This is a genomic window from Roseibium sp. AWQ4_254, from assembly GCF_056161025.1.
In genome coordinates this window covers 41,189-65,604 of record NZ_JBSWYH010000007.1, presented here as the reverse complement: position 1 = coordinate 65,604, position 24,416 = coordinate 41,189, and the positions used below count along the sequence as shown (strand labels likewise).

The following is a 24,416-nucleotide window of genomic DNA, read 5'->3' as shown; positions in this document are numbered from 1 at the left end:
GACGGGGCGGGCTAGTGTGCCTGCCGATTTGGATTTCAGCCGACAGACCGGACCCCTTGCCATGGCCAAGACCCTGCTTTTGAAGAATGCCGACATTCTGGTGACAATGGATGAGGGGCGCCGGGAAATTGAAAACGGCGGTCTTTATGCCGAAGACGGCATGGTGACCCAAGTCGGCCCGACAGAGGACCTGCCTCAGGCGGCGGATCAGGTGATTGATGCGTCCGGCCAGATTGTGCTGCCCGGATTCATTAACACCCACCACCATCTCAACCAGACTCTGACCCGCAATTTGCCTGCGGCCCAGAACAATAATCTCTTTCCCTGGCTCCAGGCCCATTACCGGATCTGGGCGAAGACCCACCCGGCAGCCTCCCGCAGCAGTGCGCTTGTGGGGCTGGCCGAGTTGGCACTCTCCGGCTGCACCACGGTGTTCGACCATTCCTACCTTTTCCAGAGCGGTAACAAGGTCGACTACCTGATCGAAGCCGCCCGGGATCTCGGCGTGCGCTTTCACGCCAGCCGGGGCTCCATGTCCCTGGGTGAAAGCGATGGCGGGCTGCCACCGGATGACTGTGTTGAGAAGGAAGAAGGAATTCTGGCCGACAGTATCCGGGTGATCGACCGTTACCATGATGCGTCGCGTGGGGCGATGACGCGGATCGTGGTGGCCCCCTGTTCACCATTTTCCGTCTCCGAAGATCTTTTAAAGGAAAGCGCCCGCCTTGCCCGCGACAAGGGCGTGATGCTGCACACCCATTTATGCGAGACCGTGGACGAGGAACGCTACACACTGGAGCGCTTCGGCAAACGGCCGGTTGAGTGGATGGAGGGGCTGGACTGGACCGGGCCGGATGTGTGGTTCGCCCATGCGATCCATGTGGATGATGATGAGATCCGCCTGTTTGCGCGTACCGGCTGTGGTGCCGCCCATTGCCCCTGTTCCAACATGCGGCTCGCCTCGGGCATTGCACCGGTGAAAAAATATATGGCCGCCGGGGTCAAGGTCGGTCTGGGCGTCGACGGCTCGGCAAGCAATGACGGCTCGAATATGCTGATGGAAGTGCGCCAGGCCATGCTGCTCGCCCGGCTTCAGCTTGGCCTGATGCCGCCGGAAGGCCCGCGCAAACATGCGCTGCTGCCCCCGTCCCACCCCTTGCGGGCCAACGAGTGGATGACCGCCCGCGAGGCGCTGGAACTGGCAACACGCGGCGGTGCGGCAGTGCTCGGCCGGGATGATATCGGCTCCCTGAAACCTGGAAACTGCGCCGATTTCTTCACTCTGGATCTGGGCGCCCTTGAATTTGCCGGCGGTTTGCACGATCCGGTGGCAGCTGTGCTGTTCTGCTCTCCGCATTCGGCCAGAACAACGGTTATCCACGGCAAGGTGATTGTGGAGGACGGGCGGATCGCGACGATGGATATAGACCCGGTGGTCAGGGAGCACAACCGGATGAGCCTGGAACTCGCCTCGGCCTCATGATACCATTTTCACCTGGTTGAGACCTGTCTGAGGGCATAAGGCGCGAGTGTTTCAGCAGAGCCAGCAGCTCTCCGGCATGACCGCTTCGGTCAGGCCGCCCCCGGCGCTGATCCAGCCCAGAACCCCGCTTTTCACGTTGATCACATGGGAAAAGCCTGCCTGGCTGGACAGGTAATTTGCAACAATCTGGCTGCGGTGGCCAGACCTGCAAATTAGGACGACTTCCTCGTCCGGATCGGTGACGATCTGCTTGAGCCGGTCTGGAAAATGCGGGTTCACATTGCCGTCCGCATCGAAAAAGGTCACAAGACGGCTTCCGGGCAGAACGCCGGTTTCTTTCCATTCCCGGGGACTGCGGATGTCGATGACGGTGGTTCCGGCCGCAAGCTTCTTCTTCAGGTCCTCGTTGCCGATGTCGGAGAACTTTTTGCCCTTCACATCCAACAGTTCGATTTCAAATTTCAAGGTGGCATTGGGGGGGATAACACCGCCAGCACCTTGGGCGCCATAGGCCAGATCGGGCGGGATGATCAGTTCCCGCTTGCCACCCACCTGCATGCCTTCCACGCCTTTTTCCCAGCCTGGAATGACCCGGCGCTCACCAAGGGTGAAGGAAAACGGTTTGCCCCGGTCCCGGCTGGAATCGAATTTCGTTCCGTCCATAAGCCAGCCGGTATAGTGCACGACGACGGTTTCCCCGACATTGGCTTCTTCACCGGTGCCTTTTTCCAGATCGCGGATCTGCAACTCACCTTGTGCTGCGGCGGAGCCTGTCATCATCAGGATGAGGAGGAGGCTGGACAGCCATTTGAGCATCGTCATATCCGTTTTTCTTGCGCGGTCCCGAGCCGGGAGGCCGCTTCCCGTGTGCAGTGTCTCACGTGAGTATCAACATATCATCAGGGCCGCCTAGGCCCTTTGAGCAAGCGCAAGCGGTTCTCCACGAGTTGATTGCAGTGCACAATTTCAAGTGCCCAGAGCCGCTGCGGCAGCTTGAAAAAGGCCGGTCAGTTGCCAGAGAGCGGATCGCTGGCGGTGCGGATCAGCTTTTCCAGAAGAGAGGAGAGTTGCTCCTGTTCGTCCGGGCTGAGGCCGTTTACGGCGTCGCTCTGCATGTCAACATAGCCGGGGATCATGTCCTTCACCAGTTTGAGCCCTTTTGGGGTCACGCAGACGGTCAGCGCACGCCGGTCTTCAGGGTGCGGGCACCTGTCCACCAGTCCGGCCTTCTCCAGCTTGTCGACCCGGGCAGTCATGCCACCGGAGCTCATCATCGTGGAACGGTACAGCTCCGTCGGGGTGAGTTTGTAGGGCGGTCCGGAGCGCACCAGGGTGGCAAGTACATCGAATTCGCCAGATTTCAGGCCAATCTCCGCATAGGCAGGCACCAGATAGTCCCGGCTCATGATCTGAGCGGCCTCGTTGAGGCGCCCCAGCAGCACCATTGGTTGCAGTTTGCCAGCCACCTCCGGCACTTCACTTTGCCATTGCCGCTGTGCCCGGTCTGCGCGGTCGGCAAGCAACTCCTCCGGGTCCCCGAACAGATGGTCTTTCGATTTTGACGGGGCCTTGGCCGGTTTTTTCATGGTCGCGCTGCGTCTGGGCAAATCGTGTTTCCTGGGCTCCAGTCTCCTCCAAACAGAAGACTTTCCCTCAGGTTTCTAAGGGGCTGGGAGGGGAAAAGATCTCCTTTTTGGGATTGAAAGTCAAGAGATGTCAAGAATCTTGAAAATAAGTATCTTGATATCAAGATACAAAGAGCTATCTTGTCATCAGCAAGGCGCGAGGCTGGCAGGGCCAGGTCTGCGCCCAAGAGCTGTCACACATGCATGTCCGGCACGCCGGGAAGCGAACTGGACGAGGAGCACAGATCATGACTATTCAAGCTGAAGCGCAGGACATGCGGGCCGGGGAGGCCGCTCCCGCAGAGCCGCATGCCCCCCAAAGGCCCTCTCAGAAGATGGTCCGGAAGGCACCCCAAGGGACAGCCCTCCTGGACAGACCTTTGCTGCTACTGGTGGTGGTCGGAGGGTTTTTGGGCCTGTCCACCCTCTTTGCCAAGGCCGCCCCAGCGTTTGGCTGGCATCCGCTCGCGCTGCTGCAGTGGTCGATGCTCGGGGGCGCAGCCGGGCTTTTCGCTGTCACCCGGCTGAGATACCGGGCCCGGAGCCCGCAGGCGCACGGGGCCGTTCAGCGGCACCATGCCCCTTTGCGGTCCATTCTGGTCTTCACGCTGATCTCCGGTCTGCTGTTCATAGCCCCCAACATGATTGCGGTTGTAGCCGCGCCCAAGGTGGGGGCGGGCTTTGTCTCCCTGTGTTACGCTTTTCCTCTGGTGCTCACCTATGCCTTTGCGGTGATCCTGGGTTTGCAGCGGTTGCAATTCCTGATGGGGGCAGGGGTTCTGTCCGGGCTCGCCGGGGGGCTATTGCTGGCCCTGTCGGGGGCGGAGCTTTCCGCAGAGGCGTCTCTCTGGTCTGCCCTGGCCCTGTTGATCCCGTTCTTTCTGGCGGCCGGAAACATCTTCCGCACGCTGAAATGGCCCCAAGGCGCCAAGCCGGTTGATCTGGCCCTTGGCATGATGGCTGTGGGCGTTGCCGTGCTGATGGTCTTTACCAGCCTGTGGGACATCCCCGTGCTGCCTTCGCATTGGAGCGCTGAGGCGGCCGCGCTGCTCGCCGCGCAAACGCTGATCTTCAGCTTGCAATACGGTCTGTATTTCCGCCTGCAGCAGTCGGCCGGGCCGGTTTATCTCAGTCAGATCGGGTCTGTCGCAGCCGTGTTTGGGCTTGCACTTGGCTATCTGGTCTTCAACGAAGTGCCGAATGGGGCAAAGCTGGCCGCTGTCGCCTTTGTGGGGCTGGGGATTGTTCTTGTCACTCTCGGCCAGCGCCGTTCCCAAGGACGGGGGAATGGGCGCGCCTGATCAAGCGCTCAGCAGTTGGTGGGCAGGCGCGTCAGGTCCAAAGCCAGGCCGCGCCGCGCACGCCGGAACTGTCCCCATGCACGGCCTTGCGGATCGGCGTGTCGAATGTATCGGAAAAGATGAAGGGGGCCATGGCAGCGGGAAGGTCACCGTAGAGCTCGTCAATATTCGACATGCCGCCGCCCAGCACAAACACATCCGGGTCCAGCAAATTGGCCGACATGGCCATTGCGCGGCCAAGACGGCTGACATAGGCGTCATAAACCGCCGTTGCCACGGCGTCCCCGGAGCGCTTGAGGTCCATGATCTGCGGCCCTTTCAGGTCCGTGCCGGTCCGCTCCGCATAGTCGAGTTGAAAGCCGGTGCCAGAACACCAGCGGTCAATCACGCCCTTGTGGCCGATCCAGCTGTCCGGGCCCGGAAACTCGTCCGCCCGAAGCCAGGGAACGGAGATCCCGCCCCATTCGCCGCCAATGCCGTTGGCCCCCAGATGCGCCTTGCCGTCAATGGCGATGCCAGAACCGCACCCGGTTCCGATAATGATGGCATGCACAATATGGGCGCCCGCGCCCGCACCATCGGTTGCCTCTGAGACCGCAAGGCAATTGGCATCGTTCTGAATGCGCACCGGCCGCTCAAGCAGGGTTTCAAGGTCCTTGTCCAGCGGCTGGCCGTTCATCCAGGTTGAATTTGCGTTTTTGACCACGCCGGTTTTCGGGGACAAGGAGCCGGGAATACCGAGCCCGAGGGTTCCGGTTGTTCCGGTGGCCTGTTCGGCCGCGGCCACAAGATGCTGAACAGCCCTCAGACAGCCCTGATAATCGTCTCTCGGCGTGTCGACCCTCTGGCGGAAAAGCTCTGTCCCCCCGTCGGACAAAGCGATGATTTCGATCTTGGTTCCGCCCCAGTCAATGCCCAGCCGCATCCCGTTCCACCCGTTTCCCTGTTTTGGCCGTTTCCCCGTTCTGGCCGCTTGCCTGTTCTGGCTGCTGCGGGACTTGTCTGAAGACCCGCGTGTCGCTCACACCTGTCTTGGCAGAGAAAACCCTGCCTGCGCAAGCGGGCGGGGTTTGAAAGCTGGTGAAACAGAGGACTGCCAGTGAGGCAGTGTCAGGGGCCGGGACGGTCGGGAAGGGGAATGAACTCTTCCGCATCTCCCGGCACCGTGTCGAAGCGGCCCTGCCGCCAGTCTTCCTTGGCCTGCTCGATCCGCTCTTTCGAAGAGGAGACGAAGTTCCACCAGATATAGCGTTTGCCATCCATGGGCGCACCGCCCAGAACCACAAACCGGGCCGGGGTAGAGGTCGTGTTTTCGACCACCAAATGATCGCCTGCCTTGAACACCAGCAACTGGGCGGGGTCAAAGGATTGCCCGGAGATGGTGATCTGACCGGAGATTGTATAGAGGCCGCGTTCTTCCCATCCGGCATCCAGCGGCACCTTGGCGCCCGGATCTAGGGTGATGTCCGCATAAAACATTTCAGATGCGGTTTGGACTGGCGCCGTGTGGCCGTAAAGACTGCCCGCAATCAGTTTGACCGAAGCGCCCTTGTCGGAGAATTCCGGCTGTTCCTCCGTTCCGTGATGCTGAAAGGTCGGGTCGCCTTCTTCCAGGTGTTTCGGCAGCGCCACCCAGCTCTGCAGACCGAAGAGAGGACGTTTGGCGGTCAGGCGCTCCGGCCGTTCGCGTTCGGAATGCACGATGCCCTTGCCCGCGCTCATCCAGTTGAGGGCGCCAGGGGCAATGGCAATCTCCGTGCCGAGACTGTCCCGGTGATACATCTCGCCCTCAAACAGATAGGTGACCGTGGCCAGCCCTATATGGGGATGCGGGCGCACATCTATGCCGCCTCCCACCAGAAGCTCCGCCGGTCCCATCTGGTCAAAGAAGATGAACGGGCCGACCATGCGCCGCTTTGCCGAGGGCAGGGCGCGGCGGACCGAGAAGCCGCCGAGGTCTGATGTGCGCGGGACTATGATTGTTTCGATCGGGTCACAGCTTGAGGCAACTCCGGGAATGGGATCAGGGCAGTTCAACCAGCTCATCAGTTTTTCCTCTCCGTCAATTCGCGTCTGACATCTCATTTGGGCCGCGTGTCGGGACGTGTCCATTGAACAGTCTGATTCAGGTTTTCTTCTGCTCAGAAGCGGCTATAAAGACGGGCCTTTTTCTTCAAGGTGCAGGTCGGCATGAAGCGCGTCATGATTGTTGGTGGTCCGGGCTCTGGCAAGAGTACGCTTGCCGTCGCGCTGGGCCAAAAGACCGGCCTTCCGGTCTATCACATGGACAAGATCCACTATCGCCCCGGCTGGGTTCAAAGAACCATGGCCGAAAAGGACCGGATGAGCCACGAGGTTCATATGGAAGACGCCTGGATTTTCGAAGGCGGCCATTCCAACACCTATGCGGAACGGGTCGCCCGTGCAGATACCTTCATCTGGCTGGATGTGCCGGTGGCCCGGCGGCTGTTCCGGGTCTTGAAACGCTCCATCCGGTATCACGGCCAGAACCGCCCGGATCTGGCCGAGGGCTGCCCGGAAGTCTTTGACCGGCAGACCCTTGATTTTCTGAGCTATATCTGGCGCACCCGGCACAGCGCCCGTCTGAAACTTGAAAAGATATATCAGGCCCCACCGGACCACCTTACGGTTCTGAGGTTTGAGACAATCGGGGAGGTGCAGGCCTTTCTCTCCGGGCTTCCGGCCCGGGCGCGCGCCGTCCCAAGGGTAACTTGACAACAACCGGGATCTGGCGGCACAAGGTGGTTTCACCCGGGGTGCCCTGACAAGGGGCTGAGATACTGCTGGCTCATGAGGCAGCGCAGGGACCCGACGAACCTGATCCAGGTCATGCTGGCGAAGGGAGGGTGTGCGGCCCCGAGAAGGGGCGCGGCAATGGGCTGTGAGCTCCCTTCCGAAACCACGGGACCGGACCCGGACCTTCTCAGGGTCCTTGCGGAGACACATCCTATGGCTTTTCTGATTTCAAGCGGGTCTGTCCGGCAGAAGATACATCTGCGTCTGACCTGGGCACTGTCATGAAGGTCGGAATCAAGGGCGCAGGTGTTGCCGGTCTGGTGCTGGCGCACGAACTTGCCTCGCGCGGCCTCGAGGTCGAGGTGATTGAACGCCACGAGAGCCTTTGCGCCAGTGCGTCCTGGCTCGCCGGAGGTATGCTGGCTCCCTGGTGTGAGCGGGAAAACGCGGAAGAACAAGTTCTGTCCTGGGGTGAAAAATCCATCGGCTGGTGGGACAAAGCCGTGCCCGGGGAGGTGCACCGCAACGGGACGATCGTGGTGGCCGCACCGAGAGATTCTGGAGAACTGACCCGCTTTGCGTCGCGCGCAAGCGGTTTTGACTGGGTGGATGCCGAAGCGCTGGGCGCTCTGGAGCCGGATCTGGCAGGCCGGTTCGCAAGAGGGTTGTTTTTTGCCGGAGAAGCCCATCTTGATCCGCGCAAGGCTCTCAAGGGTCTAGAGGCCGGACTGGGCGAACGCGGGGTCGGGATCCGCTTTGGCTGCCGGGACTTCTCTGCCGGAATGGGCTTGAGCGTCGAGTGCACGGGCATGGCGGCGCCAGACCCCGCGCTGCGTGCGGTGCGCGGGGAAATGCTGATACTGCATGCGCCTGAAGTCACGTTCTCCCGCCCGGTCCGCTTTCTGCATCCGCGCATCCCTGTCTATGTGGTGCCGAGGGAGAACGGGCATTTCATGGTCGGGGCAACGATGATTGAAAGCGATGACCATGGCCCGGTCTCCGTGCGCTCAGCCATGGAACTGCTTAACGCTGCCTACAGCCTTCATCCGGGTTTTGCCGAGGCCAAGATCGTTGAGACCGGGGCCGGCCTGCGCCCGGCCTATGCTGACAATCTGCCGCGCCTTGTCTTTAGCGGCAATAGCGTCTCCCTGAATGGGTTTTACCGGCACGGTTTTTTGCTTGCCCCCCATTTTGCCGTTTCGGCGGCAGACAGGATCCTTTCCCTTTTGCAGGAGACCTCCCTTGAAGCTCATCATTAACGGCGAAGCGCAGGACCGGGCCAGTGCAACACTGGCCGCCCTGCTTGAGGAACTGGCCTATGACCATGACTTTCTGGCCACTGCCAGAAACGGGGACCTTGTGGCCGCCGAAGAACGGGCCGGCTGTGTTCTCCAGGACGGGGACCGGATCGAGATCCTGTCGCCGATGCAGGGAGGGTAAGCCTATGCTGACCTTTTATGGCGAAACGGTCGGGTCGCGCTTTCTGCTCGGCACAGCGCAATATCCGTCCCCGCAGATCCTGGCGGAGGCTGTTTCGGCCTCAGGCGCGCAGATCCTGACCGTCTCCTTGCGCAGGGAAACGGCTGGCAGCGGCTCCGGCGGGCGGTTCTGGGCCATGATCCGGGAGCTGAAAGTCAAGATTCTACCCAACACCGCCGGGTGCCACTCGGTTCAGGAGGCGGTCACCACCGCCCGAATGGCTCGGGACCTGTTCCAGACCGACTGGATCAAGCTGGAAGTCATCGGCCACCACGACAGTCTCCAGCCCGATGTCTTCGCGCTGGTGGAGGCGGCCCGTATATTAAGCGGGGACGGCTTCAAGGTGTTTCCCTATACAACCGACGATGTGGTGGTCGGGGAACGGCTTTTGGAGGCGGGGTGCGAGGTCTTGATGCCCTGGTGCGCGCCAATCGGGTCGGCCAAAGGACCGGTCAATCCGGATGCCTTGCGCGCGTATCGCAGCCATTTCAGCGGCATTCCACTGGTGGTGGATGCCGGGCTTGGCCGTCCGTCCCATGCTGCGCAGGTTCTGGAACTCGGGTTTGATGCGGTGCTGTTGAACACGGCCGTTGCCAGGGCCGGGGATCCCGTTGCCATGGCGCGGGCCTTTTCGCTGGCGATTGAGGCTGGCCGGAGCGCTTATCAAGCCCACCCCTTGGAGCCGCGCGATGTTGCGGTTCCCTCGACCCCGGTTCTTGGAATGGCGGTATTTGAATGAAACTCGATCCCTTCTATCTCATCGTTGACAGTTCCGCTTGGATAGAGCGGCTGATCCCGCTTGGTGTCAAACTGGTGCAGCTGCGCATCAAGGACATGTCCGAGGAGGAGCTTCGGGTCGAAATCGCGGCCTCCAGGACGGTTTGCGAAAAGCATGGCTGCCAGCTGGTGGTCAATGACTATTGGCAGCTGGCCATCGAGGAAGGCTGTGACTTTGTCCATCTCGGCCAGGAGGATCTGGCGGAGGCCGATGCCCGTGCAATCCGCAAGGCGGGCCTGAAGCTGGGCGTATCGACTCATGACGGGGATGAGCTGGCAACGGCCCTGTCCGCCAATCCCGACTATGTCGCGCTCGGTCCTGTCTATCCGACCATTTTGAAGACGATGAAATGGGCGCCGCAAGGTGTCGAGAAGATCGGTCGCTGGAAGCAGGAAATCGGTGGTCTTCCGCTGGTGGCCATTGGCGGGCTCAATCCGGAGCGGCTGCCGGGCGTCTTTGAAAACGGGGCAGACATCGCGGCGGTGGTCACTGACATCACCCGTAGCGCCGATCCGGAAGCGCGGACGCTGGAATGGATCGCGGCAACGCAGCGCTGGCGCTAGAAGCTGAGCAAGGCGGCTGCAGCCGGTCAGAAGATTGATTTATCGCGGGCGACAAGGTCGCGCAAAAACTCCTGAACCGCAGCCACGTGGCGCAGCGGTCGGGAGCTTTCATGGGTGACCATCCAATAGGCCCGCCGCAGTTTGACCTCCGGCAGAACAGGTATAAGACTTCTGTCTCCACGCGCGATAAAGTCGTGCAGGATGCCGATCCCGGCGCCGCCGCGGACGGCTTCTGTCTGGCCAAGCGCGGAGGCGATTTCAAACCGAGCCGTCCAGTCCTTGAAGAACTCGGTGCCGTAGTTCAACTGCGGGGAATACAGCAGATCTTCCACGTAGCCGATCAGATCGTGTCCGCCGAGATCGCTGGCGGTATCCGGTGCGCCATGTTGCGCCAGATACTGTTTTGACGCGTAGAGACCGAGCGCATAATCCACGAGCTTGCCGGCGACCAGCCGTCCGGTTTCCGGACGATCAATGGTCACGGCGATGTCGGCCTCCCTGCGGGAGAGGGAAAAGGACCGGGAGACTGGCACCAGCTGCACGGTCAGGCCAGGATGCTTTTCGGTAAGCTCTCCGAGCCTTGGCGCCAGATAGGCAACGCCGAACCCGTCCGGTGCGCCGATGCGCACAGTGCCGGAAATCTCGGGCGTGTCGCCGCCCAGATCCGCTTCGGCGGCAAGCGCTTCGGCCTCCATCCGCTCAGCACGGTCAAAAAAACGGCTGCCCGTCTCGGTCAAAAGACAACCCGAGGTGGACCGGTCGAACAGCCGGGCCCCCAGGCTTTCCTCCAAAGCGGTGAGACGCCGTGCAACGGTGGCATGATTCAGGCCAAGGCGTTTTCCCGCTGCAAGAATCTGCCCTGTGCGGGCAATGGTCAGGAATATGCGAATATCGTCCCAGTTCATATCGTGTGCGATTCTCCTGGCCTATTGATCGGCCCTTACGGCCGTGTCCGTCACAGCCCATACGTGATCAAGTGAAGATTACTATAAAAAATGCACAACAGATCCGAGAATCTGGATCTTGTATATGACAAAAATAAAAGCGAAAAAGACAGGAACACATGTACGGGCCATGTGCCTTTTGGCAAAGAAGCCCGGTTTCAAGGGAGATCTGGAACATGCAGACAATTGGTCATTTCATTGATGGCAAGCGCGTGGACGGCACGTCCGGCCGCTTCGCGGACGTCTATAACCCGGCAACCGGCGAAATCCAGGCGCAGGTCGCCCTGGCCAGCCAGGACGAAATGGACAAGGCGATTGCCAGCGCCGCAGCCGCGCAGCCGGCCTGGGCCGCGACCAATCCGCAGCGCCGCGCCCGCGTGATGATGAAATTCGTTGACCTCCTGAACCGGGACATGGACAAGCTGGCAGAAGCGCTGTCGCGCGAACATGGCAAGACCCTGCCGGATGCGAAGGGCGACGTGATCCGCGGCCTTGAGGTTGCCGAATTCTGCATTGGCGCACCGCATCTTCTCAAAGGCGAGTTCACCGAGGGCGCTGGCCCGGGCATTGACATGTATTCCATGCGCCAGCCGCTGGGGGTGGTTGCGGGTATTACGCCGTTCAACTTTCCGGCGATGATCCCCATGTGGAAATTTTGCCCGGCCATTGCCTGCGGCAACGCCTTCATTCTGAAGCCTTCCGAACGCGATCCGTCCGTGCCGATCATGCTGGCCGAGCTGATGATTGAGGCAGGCCTTCCTGCCGGTGTTCTGAACGTCGTCAATGGCGACAAGAGCTCCGTGGATGCGATCTGTGACGATGACACGATCCAGGCCGTGGGCTTTGTCGGTTCCACGCCGATTGCGCAATATGTCTATGCAAGGGCAACGGCCAACGGCAAGCGGGCCCAGTGCTTCGGCGGCGCCAAGAACCACATGATCATCATGCCGGACGCGGATCTGGATCAAGCCGCAGACGCCCTGATCGGCGCAGGCTATGGCGCTGCCGGTGAACGCTGCATGGCTGTCTCCGTGGCCGTGCCGGTGGGAGAATCCACTGCAAACGCCCTGATCGAGAAGCTGGCGCCGAAAGTCGAAGCCCTGAAGATCGGGCCGTATACCGCTGGCAATGATGTCGATTTCGGCCCACTCGTCACCAAGGAAGCGCTGACCCGCGTTAAGGGATTGGTCGACCAGGGTGTCAAGGAAGGTGCCAAGCTGGTCGTTGATGGCCGCAATTTCTCCATGCAGGGCTATGAAAATGGCTACTTCATGGGCGGCTGCCTGTTCGACAATGTCACCAGAGACATGGACATCTACAAGACCGAGATCTTCGGACCTGTGCTGTCCGTTGTCCGCGCTGAAACCTACGAGGAAGCTCTGGAACTGCCGCTCAGCCACGAATATGGCAACGGCACGGCCATCTTCACCCGCGATGGCGACACGGCCCGCGACTTTGCGTCCCGGATCAATATCGGCATGGTTGGCATCAATGTGCCGATCCCCGTGCCGCTCGCCTACCACACTTTTGGCGGTTGGAAAAAGTCCGGCTTTGGCGATCTGAACCAGCATGGCCCGGATGGGATCAAGTTCTACACCCGCACCAAGACCGTGACGTCCCGCTGGCCGTCCGGCCTGAAGGATGGGGCGGAATTCGTCATTCCGACCATGAAATAACCGGCCCTGAGCAGGACTATGAACGGGCGGCCAAAGGGCCGCCTGTTTTGATTCAGGCCGCAAGGGCTCGGGCTGTTACGCTCCGGTCCGGGCGATAATGGGACAGGGAAATGATCCCGTCGATTTGCGCCAGCAGGGCTGCAAACACAGGATCTTTGAGGACTTTCTCAGAGGCCGCCTTGGCCGAGGCCAGATCCTTCCACAGGACCAAATCGGCAAGCAATCCTTCATCTTCCAGCGCTTCATAGGCCGTCCAGGACAGGAACCCGTCATACTGGCACACAAGGTCCTGCGCCGCACGCCGGGCTTTGCGGGCATCTTCAGGGTCTTTGATCTTGAAAACGACGAGCTCAAGGCAATGATCCGTCATCTCTGTCTCCATTTTTGAAATATGCGTTTTATTGCGGATAGACAATGGCACACTCCTCCTGACAGCATCCTGTCAGCACTCTTGATGTGGTCAGGGGTCATGTGGACGGCATGGCTGCCTGCGGCTTTTACGCGCGCGTTCTGGTGCGAGGATTGGCAAGGCTGTATGTCGTGTCTGCGCGGTCTAGGTCCGTGCCGGACGCGTTTGCTGCGGATCTTGCAAAATAAATGGACGGAAGATGCGGGACAACCGTATCCCTCTTCAAGCATGGTGGGGAAGGCTTGAACACTGACACGCAGACAGAAGGTTTCATCGGGACGCCGGACAGGGCTGAGGCGTGGGCGCTCGGCCGGGCCGGGCGTTTGCTGGCCCTGGCTGACCTTATCTGGATTGTGCAGGCCGGTTTGATTGCCTGGGCGCTTGGGCATGTCTTGTCCGGCCTTGCCGGGCCCTCTGACGGCGGCGGCCCTCAGGCGGTCTTGATGCCGTTGCTGGCATGCACCGCCGGTATCGTGCTGACCGCCCTTTTGCGGGTCGCCCTGCAGATGCGCGGGCTGGCGCAGGCCCGCAAAGTGGCAGGGGATATCCAGACCCGGACCCGTCAGGCGCTTTTGACGGCGGCGGTTGCCCGCTCTCCCGCCGATTCGTTCCCGTCGTCCGGTGCGTTCTCCGCCCATGTGACGGATCAGATCGATCTTTTGGGTCCTTATTACCGAACTTATATTCCGCAACTGACGCGCCTCAAGACCGTGCCACTCGCAATTGTGCTGGTGACGGCCTGCTTCAGCTGGCTGGCGGCCCTGATCCTGCTTGTGACCGGACCCGTCATTCCCGTGTTCATGGCGCTGATCGGCAGCCGGGCGAAAGCGGCAAGCGAAGGCCAGCAAGAGGAACTGACCCGGTTGAGCGGCGTGCTTCTGGACCGGATCAAGGGTCTTGAGACCCTGACCCTGTTCGGAGCCGTGGACTTCACCAGATCAGAGATCGCAAGTGCAGGAGAGCGGTTCCGCCTTGGCACCATGCGGGTGCTGAAGGTGGCGTTTCTGTCCTCGACCGTTCTGGAACTGTTTTCCGCGCTCGGCATTGCCTTTGCGGCCGTCTATATCGGCTTTTCGCTCTTGGGCGACATCAGGACCGGCACCTGGGGCGGGCCTCTTGGATATTCAGCAGGTCTTTTCATGCTTTTACTGGCGCCGGAGTTTTTTGCGCCCTTGCGGGCTTTTTCCGCCGCCTATCACGATCGGGCAGCGGGCCTGGCCGCCTGCCAGAAACTGTCAGAACTGGCGGTTGAGCTTGGCGGCATCCAGACCGTTGCCGGAGACGCTACCGCAGCCCCCGTTTCTTCCGGGCAGCCGCTACAGGTCTTCAGGTCCGGCCGGGCGCCGCGTCTGGCCTTTGAAAACATGTCCTTGGCCCATGGAGATCAAACGGTGTTCCGCAATTTTCACCTTCAGATCGCATCCGGCGAAACCGTGTTTTTGACCGGCAGAAGCGGCAGCGGCAAGACCACTCTGATTGACTGTGTGCTTGGCTTCCGCAAGCCGCAACAGGGCAGAGTGCTGGTTGAGGGCATGGACGCAGGCGCGCTCTCAAAGGGGCTGCGGCAAAAGGTGATGTGGCTTGGGCAGGCCCCGCAGCTCTTCCATGGCAGTTTGAAGGCCAATCTTCTCAAAGCCGCCGTCGATCCGGAAACAGTCTCCGAGGCGGACCTCTGGCAGGCCTTGCACCTTGCCGGGGCGCAGTCCCTGGTGGAAGGCCTGCCGAACGGTCTGGCGACCCGGCTCGGGGAGAACGGGTTTGGCCTGTCGGTCGGCGAAATCCGACGGATCGCTCTTGCCCGTGCGGCGTTGCGCCAGGACGCTCTGATCCTTCTGGCCGATGAACCGACCGCAGGTCTTGATGCGCAGACGGCGGCAGATGTGATTGCCGGGCTGAAGATCCTGGCCAAGGGCCGCACAGCACTGATTGCAACCCACAATCCGGCTGTTCTGGATCTGCCCGGACGGGTGCTGGATCTGGACAGTCTGGACGGGACCGCCGCCCGGGAGGCCGCGTCATGAAAGCGATCTGGTATTTGATCCGAAGCCAGCAGCGGTTCGACCGGTTTTATTTCTGGATCGGCCTTCTGGTGGCGCTGGTGCCTGCAGCAGCCGGGCTGCTGCTTCTGGGCGTTTCCGGCTGGTTCATCACTGCTGCGGCCATAGCCGGTCTGACCGGAACCTTTTTGAATATTTTTGCGCCGAGTGCGGTCATCCGGGCCTTGGCCATTTTCCGCACTGCCGGGCGCTACGGCGAGCGGATGCTGACCCATGACGCCACTTTCCGCTTTCTGGGGGATCTCAGAAACAGGCTCTTTGCCAGACAGGCTGCGAAACTGCGCCACGGCCAGCGCTCTGCTCTGGCGCTCAACCGGCTGACCGCAGACATTGCGGCTCTGGACACGGTCTATTTGCGTCTCGTCGTGCCCCTGTGCCTGTGCGCCGTTGTGGCCTGCGGTCTGCTGCTGATCTGGTCAACGGTCTCGCTTGTGGTACTTGGCATCGGCTGTGTCTGCCTGAGCGCCTGGGCGCTTCTGGCAGCGCGGTCGGTTACGGCCGCAGACCGCAACAGCGCAAGACGGGCCGAAGCCGCGTCCGATGCCATGCGCCTGCGCGCCGCCGACCTTGCCAGCGCGCGCATGGATCTGGCGATCTACGGCGGGCTGGACGCGGAAGGCGAGCGGGTCCTGGCAGCGGGCAACCGTCTGCGGGACGCGCAAGACCGTCTGGAGCTGCGGGCTACCCGGCTCACCGGGGTGTCAAATCTGATTGGGCAGCTCTTTCTGGCCTTGATGCTGTGCGTGTGTGCCTATGGCGCAGCCAGCGGGACACTCGGCTTGCCCCAGGCGGTGGGGCTGGTGCTGGTTGTCATTGCTTTGCCGGAACTGATTTCCATGACCTTGCCGGGGCTGGCGAATCTGCCGCGTACGGTGCTGGCGGCCCAGAGGGCTTATGCCGGTGGAGCGCTTGCGGACCGGCCGGCTCTTGCGCCGCGAACCGCCTCCGGGCAGGCGCTCCAGCTTGACGCCTTCGCGCGATCCCAAACGGCCGCAGCCGCCACTGACGCCCTGACGTTCGATCATGTGTCCTTTGCCTATCCGGGCGCGGGTCGGCCTGTTCTGGACGATCTGTCGTTTCAGATCCGGCCCGGAGAGCTCGTGGCCCTGTCCGGGCGCAGCGGCTGTGGCAAAAGCACGGTCGCAGCACTGGCGGCGCGGATGCGCCGGCCGGACCAGGGCTCCATCCGCCTGATGGGGCAGGATGTGGCACATCTGGAGGAAGCGCTGCTGCGGGAAAAGGTCACGGTCGTGAGCCAGCGGGCATATCTTTTCAACGAGACGATCGCTGCGAATCTCAAGATTGCAGCCCCAAATGCTTCGGATACCGACTTGTGGCAAGCGCTTGAAAAGGCCGCCCTTGCGGCGCGTGTCGCCGGAAGTCCGCTTGGTCTGGCCACGGTTCTGGGTGAAGGCGGGTTGGGGTTTTCCGGCGGTGAACAGCGCAGACTTGCGCTCGCCCGCGCGTTTCTCACCTATCCGGACCTCTTCATACTGGACGAGATGACCGAAGGTCTGGACGAGGACACTGCACAGGACGTGCTAGCCTGTTTTCTTGCACACAGAAACGGGGCGGCCGTGCTCCTGATCGCACACAAGGCGCGTGAGCTGGAAATCGCGGACCGCGTTATTGCCTTGGAGGCGCAGGGCTCTGCAGTCAGGTCGCCGCGTTTGTCTTAGTGTTTCTGGTACGGGATGCGACGGGTTTGGTGCGGGCGTACGATGTGTCGCATTGACCCGAGCCGCGAAAACAGGGATCGGTGAACCTGTTCTCACGTCTCGCTTCGACCAGTCAGGACTGAATTCACAAAAACTGCCATTTCTATTGGAAGCAATTGATTTGGCTCAAGGAATTTGGTCGTAGCCCGGTTTTATTAAACGCTCAAGCCACTACCGGCTTTAAAGGGGAAACACGATGGAACTCAACGTCGTTGACCTGTCACGGCTGCAGTTTGCTATGACAGCGCTCTATCACTTCCTGTTTGTGCCCTTGACCCTCGGTCTGTCCATTTTGCTCGCGACCATGGAAACGGTTTATGTGATGACCGGCCGCGAAATCTGGAAACGGATGGTCAAATTCTGGGGCACCTTGTTCGGGATCAATTTTGTTCTCGGCGTCGCAACAGGACTCACTATGGAATTCCAGTTCGGCATGAACTGGGCCTATTTCAGCCAATATGTGGGCGATGTCTTCGGTGCGCCGCTGGCGATCGAGGGTCTGATGGCCTTCTTCCTGGAGGCAACCTTTGTCGGGCTGTTCTTCTTCGGCTGGGACAAGTTGTCGAAACGGCAGCATCTGGCCGCAACCTGGGCGGTGGCCATTGGCACGAACCTCTCAGCGCTCTGGATTTTGATCGCCAATGGCTGGATGCAGCATCCCGTTGGTGCGGCGTTCAATGTCGATACCATGCGCATGGAAGTGTCCAGCTTCTTCGATGTGTTGTTCAATCCGGTCGCGCAGGCCAAGTTCGTGCATACGGTCTCGGCCGGGTATGTCACGGCTGCCATGTTCATGATCGGTATTTCCGCCTGGTACATGCTGAAAGGGCGGCATATCGAAATCGCCAAACGCTCCATTACCATCGCCTCGGCCTTCGGTTTTGCCGCAGCCCTGTCGGTGGTCGTTCTTGGCGACGAGAGTGGCTATGAAGCCAACCTGAACCAGAAGATGAAGCTCGCCACCATCGAGGCCATGTGGCACACCGAACCGGCTCCGGCCGCGTTCAATGTGATTGCCCTGCCGGATATGGAAAAGCGGGAAAACATCTTTGCCATCGAGGTCCCCTATGTCATGGGCCTGATTGCAACACGGTCTCTCGATAAGGTCATACCCGGCATCAACGAGCTGGTGGATGCTTCCAAGGAACGTATCCGTGAGGGCGTGCTTGCCTGGGATGCGTTGCAGAAGGTCAGGGCCAACCCGGACGCCGTTTCCGATGAGGTCCGTCAAACCTTCTCCGAGAATGCCCATTCGCTCGGCTATGCCTATCTGCTGCTGCCCTATACAGACAATCCGTTGACAGCGACGGAAGAGCAGGTGGATGCGGCAGCGTGGTCCACCGTGCCGAATGTCTGGCCGATGTTCTATTCCTTCCGCATCATGGTTGCCTGCGGCTTCTTCTTCATCTTGTTCACCGGGGTTCTGTTCTTCTATTCCTCGGCGGGGCGGCTGGACAAATTGCGGAACAACCGGCGCTGGCTGCTGCATGTGGCGGTCTGGTCGATCCCGCTGCCGTGGATTGCCTGCGAAATGGGCTGGTTCGTGGCCGAATATGGCCGTCAGCCCTGGATCATCGAAAGCATGCTGCCGACATCGGCGGGCGTGTCCAATCTGACGGTGACCGAGGTGCTGCTCACCCTTGCCGGCTTTGTCGCGCTCTACAGCACGTTGCTGGTGATCGAGGTCTCCTTGATGATCAAATACATCAAGATCGGCCCGGAAGACGGTGACCTTGGCCAGCCTGATACCCCTGTTGCGGCCCAGCCCCATTCGGGTCGAACACCTGTCCCAGCGGAGTAAACAGTCATGATTCTCTATGAATTGATCGATTACTCGATCCTGAAAGTGATCTGGTGGGTGCTGCTTGGCGTGCTCTTGATCGGGTTTGCGGTCATGGACGGCTTTGATATGGGGGTCGGTGCCTTGCTGCCCTTCGTCGCCGAGACCGATATTGAGCGGCGTGTTGCAATCAACACGATCGGGCCGACCTGGGAAGGCAATCAGGTCTGGTTCATTCTGGGCGGCGGCGCGATTTTCGCCGCCTGGCCAGCGCTTTATGCGATCAGCTTTTCCGGCTTCTACCTGGCTATGTTTGTGGTCCTGGCGGCCCTGATCCTGCGGCCGGTCGCGTTTAAGTACCGGTCAAAGAAACCCGACCCGTCCTGGCGCACCGCCTGGGACTGGGCGCTGTTCACCGGGTCCTTTGTTCCGGCGCTGGTCTTCGGGGTTGCGGTCGGCAACGTCCTGCTTGGCGTGCCGTTCACGCTCGATAACGAACTGCGCATGACCTATGAAGGCAACTTCTTCGGTCTGTTCTCGGTCTTCTCGCTGGTCTGCGGACTTTTGTCTGTGTGCATGCTGGTCACGCATGGCGCTGTCTGGCTGGTCATGCGGGCAACGGGGGAGGTGGCCGCACGGGCCCGCCGGTTTGGAACCATCGCGGCGCTGGCAAGCATCGTTCTGTTTGCGCTTGGCGGCTATATGATTGCCAGCGGTTTCGTGGAAGGCTTCCGCATCACCTCCGAGATTGACCCGAACATGCCGGCCAATCCGCTCGCCAAGCAGGCGATTGTCGAAGGTGGCGCCTGGATGGCCAATTACGCAGCGTATCCCGCGCTGTGGGCCGTTCCGGGGCTCGGGTTTCTGGGGCTGTTTGCAACGCTGATCCTGCTGCAGACCCGGCTGGAAGGCCTGATCTTCCTGTTCTCGAAACTGGCAATTGTCGGGATTATCTCGACAGTGGGGATCTCCATGTTCCCCTTCATCCTGCCGTCCTCGATCCAGCCGGATGCGAGTCTGACGGTCTGGGATGCGCCTTCAAGTCATCCGACCCTTTTCAACATGCTGGTGGTTACCATCATCTTCCTGCCGATTGTGTTGGCCTACACGGCTTGGGTTTACAAAGTCCTGTGGGGCAAGGTCGATGCGGAAAGCATCGAACGCGACAGCCATACGGCCTACTGAGGAGAGACGAACGATGTGGTATTTTGCCTGGATGCTCGGAATGCCGCTGGCCTGTTGCCTGGCGATCCTGAACGCCATGTGGCTGGAGCTGCGCGCGGAAGACGAACGGCGCGAAGAGAGCATGCGGCGTTCGTGACGGGAGCGGTCAACCGGGTGTTCCTTTCTGTGTCTGCTATCAGGGATTTCAACACAAGAGTCTCCCAGACTGACCGTTAACAAACGCGGCCCGGCTCGATCCGATCAGGCCCGGCCGGCAGGCTGGCCTGTTTCCGTAAGGACAAGGGCTCGTACGATCAAGCGTCAAAAGACAAAAAAGGCCCCGGATCAGCATCCGGGGCCTTTTTTGTTTCAGGGTTTTATCGCGTGCTGCGCTCATGAAACGCGATATGCGTCAGGCCTCAGGCGGCTTCGATCTTGGCAGCGCGCAGCTTTTCAAGAATGTTCTGCGGCGAGGACACGCCGTAAGGATCGCTTTCGCAGTTGTCGGAGAAGCCTTCTTCTTCGAACCACTGTTCAACTGTGCCGTCGGTGACAACCGCGCCATAGCGCCAGGAGCGCATGCCAAACCCAAGATTATCCTTGGCGACCAGCATGCCCATCTTGCGGGTGAATTCGCCGGACCCGTCCGGGATCACCTTCACATTTTCAACGCCTTGCGCCTTGGCCCAGGCGTTCATGACGAAGGCGTCATTGACAGAGATACAGTAAATCTCGTCAACGCCCTCTGCCTTGAACTCTTCGTAGAGCTTCTCGAAATCCGGCAGCTGGAAGGTGGAGCAGGTCGGCGTGAAGGCACCTGGCAGGGAGAACAGGACAACTTTCTTGCCCTTGAAATAGTCGTCGCTGGTCTTGTCTTCCCAGCGGAACGGGTTGGGGCCGTCAACGCTCTCGTCGCGGACACGGGTGCGGAAGGTAACGGAAGGAACTTTTTTGCCGAGCATCATTGAACTCCAGGTGTGTCAAGATCTGATGGACGCTGAGAGGAGAGACAGCCGGAACGGCCGATGGGAGGGCGAGGTCCGGTCACGGCGTCTGCAGAAACGTCCAGACCCTTCCGGTAGCGCAAATGCTGCGCTGCCACAAGGCGCTCTTCAAACCCGACCCATAGTTCAGCTGACAATTCACAGCTCGTTTGGCTATTGTGAACTGGCAGAAAACCGTTGAGTTTGCCGCTGCTGAGCTGCCAAGAGGTTCGACTTTGAGGGGCCTGCCAAAGGGGACGCTTTGGTGCGTCGCAGCAGGTGCGGTCCTTACGTTCAGGCCTTTCAAGACGCGAAGGGGCATGGTCTGGATCTGCCAGGGGCGAAAAAGTAGGCCTTGCGCCAAAGAAGTGTCAAAAGCCGCTATACAGACCGGCGATTGCCCAATAGTGTTTTTCCCAGATTCAGGCCAGATCAAGGGGACTTGCTCTTGGCCTATACGAGGCGGACACGGCGCCAAGCGCGCGGGAAGTGGGAATTTGACAGGACGAGTCTTTGGGGCGGTGCGGCGCCTGTGTATGGGATTGGCCATTGTGGTCTTTCTCGGGCAGCTGGCCATGGTGCTGATGCGCTATCTGCTCGGGTTCGGGCTTCTGGAACTTCAAGATGCGGTCAATTACGCCTTTGCGGCGTTGGTGGCCTTGTCAGTCGCCGTCTCCTTTGAAGGCGATAAACATGTACGGGTCGATGTCTTCCGCCAGCGTTTCAGCGTCCGCACCAACCGGCGTATTGACCTAGCGGGAGATCTGCTCTTCGCCCTGCCTGTCTTTGGCCTGATGCTCTGGAGCGGATTTCCCCTGGTGCGCAGTTCCTGGGAAATCCTGGAAGGCTCGCCTGAAACCGGCGGGCTGCCGGGTCTGTTTGTGGTCAAGACCTGTCTGCTTGTGCTGCCTGCTCTGGTGCTTTTGCTGATCCTGACCCGGCTGGCCGGCCTTGTGAGGCGCCCGGCCTCATGAGTATCGATATTGTCTGGCTTTTGCTGATGGCCTTTGCCGTCTTTGCCGCGATCCTGTCCGGCGTGCCGGTGCTTCTGGCAATTGCCGGGGCGCCGACACTTGTGGCGCTGCTGGCGGCGGCCGCTGGGGATTTTGATCTGGTGTTCTTTCAGGCGGTGCCCCAGCGTCTGTTCGGCATTATGTCCAATCCGCTTCTTTTGGCCGTGCCGCTGTTTGTCTTCATGGGGCTGCTTCTGGAAAAATCCAATCAGGCCGAGCGCATGCTCAAGAGCCTGTCGGCGGCCCTTGGCGGCAATCAGTCGGCTCTGGCGCTCGCTGTGGTTCTGGTCAGCGCGCTGATTGCTGCCTCCACCGGCATTATCGGAGCAACCATCGTCATGCTTGGCACGATCATGCTGCCTGCGCTGCTGGGGGCGGGGGTCGACAAACGCATGAGCAGCGGCCTGATCTGTGCCAGCGGCACCCTCGGCCAGATCATTCCGCCGTCCATCGTGCTGATCCTTCTGGGGGATCAGGTGTCGAACGCCTATTTCGAGGCCCAGCAGGAGGCCGGGAATTTTGCGCCCGATCCGGTGACAGTGGGCGATCTGTTTGCAGGCGCCTTGCTGCCCGGTCTGTTGCTGGTGGCCCTTTATGCGGCCTATGTGCTGATCCGGCTGCGCGGGAAGGGGGCGGCGGCTGCCGGGGAAAGGGCAGCGCCCGTGGAAAGGCCGGGCGCTAGTGAACTGATCCGCAGCATTGCCCCAACGCTTGGTCTCATTGTCGCAGTCCTCGGCAGCATTCTGGTCGGCATTGCAACGCCAACGGAAGCGGCCAGTGTCGGTGTTGCCGGGGCCTTGCTGATCGCCGCATCCGGGCAGGGCGGGTCTGTCAGCTGGGCGGCCCTTGGCTGCGCGATGCTGGCGCTTTTACTTCTGGGACTGCGTCAGGCCGGCCTGCTCGGGCTTGGCTTTTATGAAGGCCAGATCAACTGGACGGCGGGATCGGTCGTCTCCAGTGTCCTCACGGCTGCTGTTCTTGCCTTGATGCTGGCGGTGTCGGCACCCTTGCTGCGCTCCGGCGTTCTGGCGGCGGCATTGCGGGAGACGGTCACGATTACCGGCATGATCTTCGGCATTGTCATGGCCGCCAGCATCCTGTCGCTGGTGTTCCGGGGCTTTGACGGCGACGGACATGTGGCCGAATTGCTGGAGGCGCTGCCCGGCGGGGTCTATGGCATGCTGTTCCTGACCCTCCTGGTGATCTTCCTGCTCGGCTTCATTCTGGAATTTGTCGAGATCATCTTCATTGTGGTACCGATTGTCGGGCCGATCATTCTGCAGAGCGATATCAGCCCGGTCTGGTTCGCGGTTCTGATCGCGCTCAACCTGCAAACCTCGTTCTTGACGCCGCCGTTCGGATTTGCGTTGTTTTATTTCCGCTCCGTGGCCCCGGCCTCCATCCGCACCGGTCAGATCTATCTGGCCGTGATCCCCTTTGTGGTCATCCAGCTTCTGGCCCTTGGCCTTGTTGCCGCCTTTCCGGTGCTGGCGACCTGGCTGCCGGAGATCCTGTTCCGATGACCTGGTGTTCTATTATTGCTTGAAAAGGAGACACATCATGAAAAGACGCGATTTCCTGAAAGCGGGGGCGGCTGCAGCCCCTGCCAGCCTGCTGGCGGCCCCGGCCGTTGCCAAGGGCAAGATCGAGTGGAAATTGCCGACCTCGTTTCCGGCCAAGGCCCCGGGTGTCGGCACCAATGTCACCACCTTCGCCAAGCGGGTGGAGGTCATGTCCGGCGGGGAGCTGACTTTCAAGATCTTCTCCAGCGGGGAGCTGGTGCCTCCCTTCGGCGTGGAAGACGCGGTTCAGCAGGGCACTACGGAAATCGGCCATTCAACGCCCTATTATTCGGCGTCCAAGAACTCAGCCCTGCATTTCTTCTCCGCCGTTCCCTTTGGCATGACCGCGCTGGAAATGACCGCCTGGCTGCGCTATGGCGGCGGGCAGGATCTGTGGGACAGCATCTATGAAGAGCGCGGCCTCAAGCCGTTTTACTGCGGCAGTTCCGGGGTTCAGGCCGCTGGCTGGTTCAAGACGCCGGTGAAAAGCCTTGAGGATCTGGCGGGCCTCAATATGCGCATTGCCGGGCTTGGTGGCGAGGCCATGCGCAAGCTCGGTGTCAATGCGGTTCTGCTGCCGCCTCCGGAAATCTTCCCGGCCTTCCAGTCCGGCGCGATTGATGCGGCCGAATGGGCTGGTCCCATGCTAGATATGGCCTTCGGCCTGCAGAAAGTCGCCAAATACTGCTATGTGCCAGCGTTCCACGAGCCATCCGCTTCCCTTGAGATTGTCGTCAACAAGGACGCCTTTGACAGTCTGCCCGCCCATCTTCAGGCCATCATCGCCAATGCGGCAGAGGCAGCCTCCGTCGAAACCACTTCCCAATTCGACTATTACAACGCGGTCGCCATGCAGAAGCTGATCGCCGACGGCATCACCTTTGGTCCATTCCCGGACGATGTGATTGCCGCGCTGCGCAAGGCGGTCACCGAGGTGATGGCCGAAAACGCGGCCGCCAACCCGGTCTTTGCGGACGTCCAGAAAAGCTATGATGCGTTCCTGGATCTGGCCAAGGACTACGCGGCGCTTGTCAAGGCGGCCACCTTCACCCAGCGGCTCTGACAACGTCTTCCTGGCCCTGAGCGCCTTGCGCGCACTCTTCTGGCGGCGCCTTGAGGTCAGG

The 24,416-nt window shown here is 60.7% G+C and carries 22 protein-coding genes, 2 pseudogenes and 1 riboswitch; of the genes and pseudogenes, 16 read left to right on the top strand and 8 right to left on the bottom strand.

Going from position 1 to position 24,416, the window contains the following annotated elements:
- The first annotated feature begins 61 nt into the window (after positions 1-61).
- Entirely contained in the window at positions 62-1,483 is a 1,422-nt protein-coding gene (locus ACXAIC_RS07010) for an 8-oxoguanine deaminase (RefSeq protein WP_475175086.1), read from the top strand.
- Positions 1,484-1,534: 51 nt separating this feature from the next.
- Here ACXAIC_RS07010 and ACXAIC_RS07005 read toward each other — a convergent pair.
- The 3 genes and pseudogenes from ACXAIC_RS07005 to ACXAIC_RS06995 form a co-directional block, all read right to left on the bottom strand.
- Positions 1,535-1,876, bottom strand: a pseudogene (locus tag ACXAIC_RS07005) (rhodanese-like domain-containing protein); the annotation flags it as partial.
- A 39-nt stretch (positions 1,877-1,915) separates the two neighbouring features.
- Positions 1,916-2,260: pseudogene (locus ACXAIC_RS07000) on the bottom strand (FKBP-type peptidyl-prolyl cis-trans isomerase); the annotation flags it as partial.
- A gap of 230 nt (positions 2,261-2,490) precedes the next feature.
- Positions 2,491-3,090 carry a MarR family winged helix-turn-helix transcriptional regulator gene (locus ACXAIC_RS06995; RefSeq protein ID WP_475175083.1) on the bottom strand — a complete coding sequence of 200 codons (600 nt, stop codon included), beginning with the start codon at positions 3,088-3,090 and terminating at the stop codon, positions 2,491-2,493.
- 266 nt (positions 3,091-3,356) lie between these two features.
- Between ACXAIC_RS06995 and ACXAIC_RS06990 the strand changes: the two genes are divergently transcribed.
- The gene (locus ACXAIC_RS06990; RefSeq protein ID WP_475175082.1) at positions 3,357-4,409 is read left to right on the top strand and encodes an EamA family transporter; all 1,053 of its coding nucleotides are present in this window, start codon (positions 3,357-3,359) and stop codon (positions 4,407-4,409) included.
- A 31-nt stretch (positions 4,410-4,440) separates the two neighbouring features.
- Here ACXAIC_RS06990 and ACXAIC_RS06985 read toward each other — a convergent pair whose 3' ends face one another.
- Both ACXAIC_RS06985 and ACXAIC_RS06980 read right to left on the bottom strand, forming a co-directional pair.
- Entirely contained in the window at positions 4,441-5,334 is an 894-nt protein-coding gene (locus ACXAIC_RS06985; RefSeq protein ID WP_475175080.1) for an ROK family protein, read from the bottom strand.
- A gap of 185 nt (positions 5,335-5,519) precedes the next feature.
- Entirely contained in the window at positions 5,520-6,455 is a 936-nt protein-coding gene (locus ACXAIC_RS06980) for a pirin family protein (protein WP_475175078.1), read from the bottom strand.
- Positions 6,456-6,599: 144 nt separating this feature from the next.
- Here ACXAIC_RS06980 and ACXAIC_RS06975 point away from each other — a divergent pair, with 144 nt between their 5' ends.
- The 5 genes from ACXAIC_RS06975 (at position 6,600) to ACXAIC_RS06955 (ending at position 9,986) form a co-directional block, all read left to right on the top strand.
- The gene (locus ACXAIC_RS06975; protein ID WP_475175076.1) at positions 6,600-7,145 is read left to right on the top strand and encodes a P-loop NTPase family protein; all 546 of its coding nucleotides are present in this window, start codon (positions 6,600-6,602) and stop codon (positions 7,143-7,145) included.
- A 27-nt stretch (positions 7,146-7,172) separates the two neighbouring features.
- A riboswitch (TPP riboswitch) is annotated at positions 7,173-7,292 on the top strand.
- Positions 7,293-7,447: 155 nt separating this feature from the next.
- Entirely contained in the window at positions 7,448-8,425 is a 978-nt protein-coding gene (locus tag ACXAIC_RS06970) for an FAD-dependent oxidoreductase (RefSeq protein WP_475175075.1), read from the top strand.
- Positions 8,409-8,606 carry a sulfur carrier protein ThiS gene (gene thiS, locus ACXAIC_RS06965; RefSeq protein WP_475175073.1) on the top strand — a complete coding sequence of 66 codons (198 nt, stop codon included), beginning with the start codon at positions 8,409-8,411 and terminating at the stop codon, positions 8,604-8,606. Before ACXAIC_RS06970 ends, thiS begins: the two co-directional genes overlap by 17 nt.
- Before the next feature lie 4 nt (positions 8,607-8,610).
- The gene (locus ACXAIC_RS06960) at positions 8,611-9,384 is read left to right on the top strand and encodes a thiazole synthase (protein WP_475175071.1); all 774 of its coding nucleotides are present in this window, start codon (positions 8,611-8,613) and stop codon (positions 9,382-9,384) included.
- Positions 9,381-9,986 (top strand): thiamine phosphate synthase, encoded by a 606-nt coding sequence (locus ACXAIC_RS06955; protein ID WP_475175069.1) that lies wholly within the window; start codon positions 9,381-9,383, stop codon positions 9,984-9,986. Before ACXAIC_RS06960 ends, ACXAIC_RS06955 begins: the two co-directional genes overlap by 4 nt.
- A 26-nt stretch (positions 9,987-10,012) precedes the next feature.
- Here the strand turns inward: ACXAIC_RS06955 and ACXAIC_RS06950 are convergent, their stop codons facing one another.
- Positions 10,013-10,891, bottom strand: coding sequence for a LysR family transcriptional regulator (locus tag ACXAIC_RS06950; RefSeq protein ID WP_475175068.1), 879 nt, complete (start codon positions 10,889-10,891; stop codon positions 10,013-10,015).
- 215 nt (positions 10,892-11,106) lie between these two features.
- Between ACXAIC_RS06950 and ACXAIC_RS06945 the strand changes: the two genes are divergently transcribed.
- Positions 11,107-12,606 (top strand): CoA-acylating methylmalonate-semialdehyde dehydrogenase, encoded by a 1,500-nt coding sequence (locus ACXAIC_RS06945; protein ID WP_475175067.1) that lies wholly within the window; start codon positions 11,107-11,109, stop codon positions 12,604-12,606.
- A 52-nt stretch (positions 12,607-12,658) separates the two neighbouring features.
- Here ACXAIC_RS06945 and ACXAIC_RS06940 read toward each other — a convergent pair whose 3' ends face one another.
- Positions 12,659-12,976, bottom strand: a complete 318-nt coding sequence (locus ACXAIC_RS06940) for a hypothetical protein (protein ID WP_475175064.1) — start codon at positions 12,974-12,976, stop codon at positions 12,659-12,661.
- A gap of 281 nt (positions 12,977-13,257) precedes the next feature.
- Here ACXAIC_RS06940 and cydD point away from each other — a divergent pair, with 281 nt between their 5' ends.
- From cydD to cydX, 5 genes are all read left to right on the top strand, one after another.
- The gene (cydD, locus tag ACXAIC_RS06935; protein WP_475175062.1) at positions 13,258-15,036 is read left to right on the top strand and encodes a thiol reductant ABC exporter subunit CydD; all 1,779 of its coding nucleotides are present in this window, start codon (positions 13,258-13,260) and stop codon (positions 15,034-15,036) included.
- Positions 15,033-16,751, top strand: a complete 1,719-nt coding sequence (locus ACXAIC_RS06930; protein ID WP_475175061.1) for an amino acid ABC transporter ATP-binding/permease protein — start codon at positions 15,033-15,035, stop codon at positions 16,749-16,751. Before cydD ends, ACXAIC_RS06930 begins: the two co-directional genes overlap by 4 nt.
- Before the next feature lie 235 nt (positions 16,752-16,986).
- On the top strand, positions 16,987-18,591 hold the full coding sequence (locus tag ACXAIC_RS06925) for a cytochrome ubiquinol oxidase subunit I (RefSeq protein WP_475175059.1): 1,605 nt from the start codon (positions 16,987-16,989) through the stop codon (positions 18,589-18,591).
- 6 nt (positions 18,592-18,597) lie between these two features.
- Positions 18,598-19,755, top strand: coding sequence for a cytochrome d ubiquinol oxidase subunit II (cydB, locus tag ACXAIC_RS06920; RefSeq protein ID WP_475175058.1), 1,158 nt, complete (start codon positions 18,598-18,600; stop codon positions 19,753-19,755).
- Positions 19,756-19,768: 13 nt separating this feature from the next.
- Positions 19,769-19,891: a cytochrome bd-I oxidase subunit CydX gene (cydX, locus tag ACXAIC_RS06915; RefSeq protein WP_475175056.1), complete on the top strand. Its 123-nt coding sequence runs from the start codon at positions 19,769-19,771 to the stop codon at positions 19,889-19,891.
- 262 nt (positions 19,892-20,153) lie between these two features.
- Here the strand turns inward: cydX and ACXAIC_RS06910 are convergent, their stop codons facing one another.
- Positions 20,154-20,696, bottom strand: a complete 543-nt coding sequence (locus ACXAIC_RS06910) for a redoxin family protein (RefSeq protein WP_475175055.1) — start codon at positions 20,694-20,696, stop codon at positions 20,154-20,156.
- 557 nt (positions 20,697-21,253) lie between these two features.
- On the opposite strand from ACXAIC_RS06910, the gene ACXAIC_RS06905 reads away from it, so the two are divergent.
- The 3 genes from ACXAIC_RS06905 to ACXAIC_RS06895 are packed head-to-tail and all read left to right on the top strand — an operon-like array spanning position 21,254 to position 24,355.
- Entirely contained in the window at positions 21,254-21,691 is a 438-nt protein-coding gene (locus ACXAIC_RS06905) for a TRAP transporter small permease subunit (RefSeq protein ID WP_475175054.1), read from the top strand.
- Entirely contained in the window at positions 21,688-23,253 is a 1,566-nt protein-coding gene (locus ACXAIC_RS06900; RefSeq protein WP_475175053.1) for a TRAP transporter large permease, read from the top strand. The genes ACXAIC_RS06905 and ACXAIC_RS06900 overlap by 4 nt, the downstream gene beginning before the upstream one ends.
- 37 nt (positions 23,254-23,290) lie before the next feature.
- Positions 23,291-24,355 (top strand): TRAP transporter substrate-binding protein, encoded by a 1,065-nt coding sequence (locus ACXAIC_RS06895; protein ID WP_475175051.1) that lies wholly within the window; start codon positions 23,291-23,293, stop codon positions 24,353-24,355.
- Positions 24,356-24,416 lie beyond the last annotated feature (61 nt).

Bases quoted from the DNA above. Each gene is read 5' to 3' on its own strand.
- ACXAIC_RS06985 (WP_475175080.1), bottom strand. From the start codon at position 5,334: ATGCGGCTGGGCATTGACTGGGGCGGAACCAAGATCGAAATCATCGCT.
- ACXAIC_RS06905 (WP_475175054.1), top strand. From the start codon at position 21,254: ATGGGATTGGCCATTGTGGTCTTTCTCGGGCAGCTGGCCATGGTGCTG.
- ACXAIC_RS06955 (WP_475175069.1), top strand. From the start codon at position 9,381: ATGAAACTCGATCCCTTCTATCTCATCGTTGACAGTTCCGCTTGGATA.
- ACXAIC_RS06940 (WP_475175064.1), bottom strand. From the start codon at position 12,976: ATGACGGATCATTGCCTTGAGCTCGTCGTTTTCAAGATCAAAGACCCT.
- cydB (WP_475175058.1), top strand. From the start codon at position 18,598: ATGATTCTCTATGAATTGATCGATTACTCGATCCTGAAAGTGATCTGG.
- ACXAIC_RS06945 (WP_475175067.1), top strand. From the start codon at position 11,107: ATGCAGACAATTGGTCATTTCATTGATGGCAAGCGCGTGGACGGCACG.
- ACXAIC_RS06895 (WP_475175051.1), top strand. From the start codon at position 23,291: ATGAAAAGACGCGATTTCCTGAAAGCGGGGGCGGCTGCAGCCCCTGCC.
- ACXAIC_RS06960 (WP_475175071.1), top strand. From the start codon at position 8,611: ATGCTGACCTTTTATGGCGAAACGGTCGGGTCGCGCTTTCTGCTCGGC.
- ACXAIC_RS06970 (WP_475175075.1), top strand. From the start codon at position 7,448: ATGAAGGTCGGAATCAAGGGCGCAGGTGTTGCCGGTCTGGTGCTGGCG.
- ACXAIC_RS06950 (WP_475175068.1), bottom strand. From the start codon at position 10,891: ATGAACTGGGACGATATTCGCATATTCCTGACCATTGCCCGCACAGGG.
- ACXAIC_RS06980 (WP_475175078.1), bottom strand. From the start codon at position 6,455: ATGAGCTGGTTGAACTGCCCTGATCCCATTCCCGGAGTTGCCTCAAGC.
- ACXAIC_RS06975 (WP_475175076.1), top strand. From the start codon at position 6,600: ATGAAGCGCGTCATGATTGTTGGTGGTCCGGGCTCTGGCAAGAGTACG.
- ACXAIC_RS06925 (WP_475175059.1), top strand. From the start codon at position 16,987: ATGGAACTCAACGTCGTTGACCTGTCACGGCTGCAGTTTGCTATGACA.
- cydX (WP_475175056.1), top strand. From the start codon at position 19,769: ATGTGGTATTTTGCCTGGATGCTCGGAATGCCGCTGGCCTGTTGCCTG.
- ACXAIC_RS06990 (WP_475175082.1), top strand. From the start codon at position 3,357: ATGACTATTCAAGCTGAAGCGCAGGACATGCGGGCCGGGGAGGCCGCT.
- ACXAIC_RS07010 (WP_475175086.1), top strand. From the start codon at position 62: ATGGCCAAGACCCTGCTTTTGAAGAATGCCGACATTCTGGTGACAATG.
- ACXAIC_RS06930 (WP_475175061.1), top strand. From the start codon at position 15,033: ATGAAAGCGATCTGGTATTTGATCCGAAGCCAGCAGCGGTTCGACCGG.
- ACXAIC_RS06910 (WP_475175055.1), bottom strand. From the start codon at position 20,696: ATGCTCGGCAAAAAAGTTCCTTCCGTTACCTTCCGCACCCGTGTCCGC.
- ACXAIC_RS06900 (WP_475175053.1), top strand. From the start codon at position 21,688: ATGAGTATCGATATTGTCTGGCTTTTGCTGATGGCCTTTGCCGTCTTT.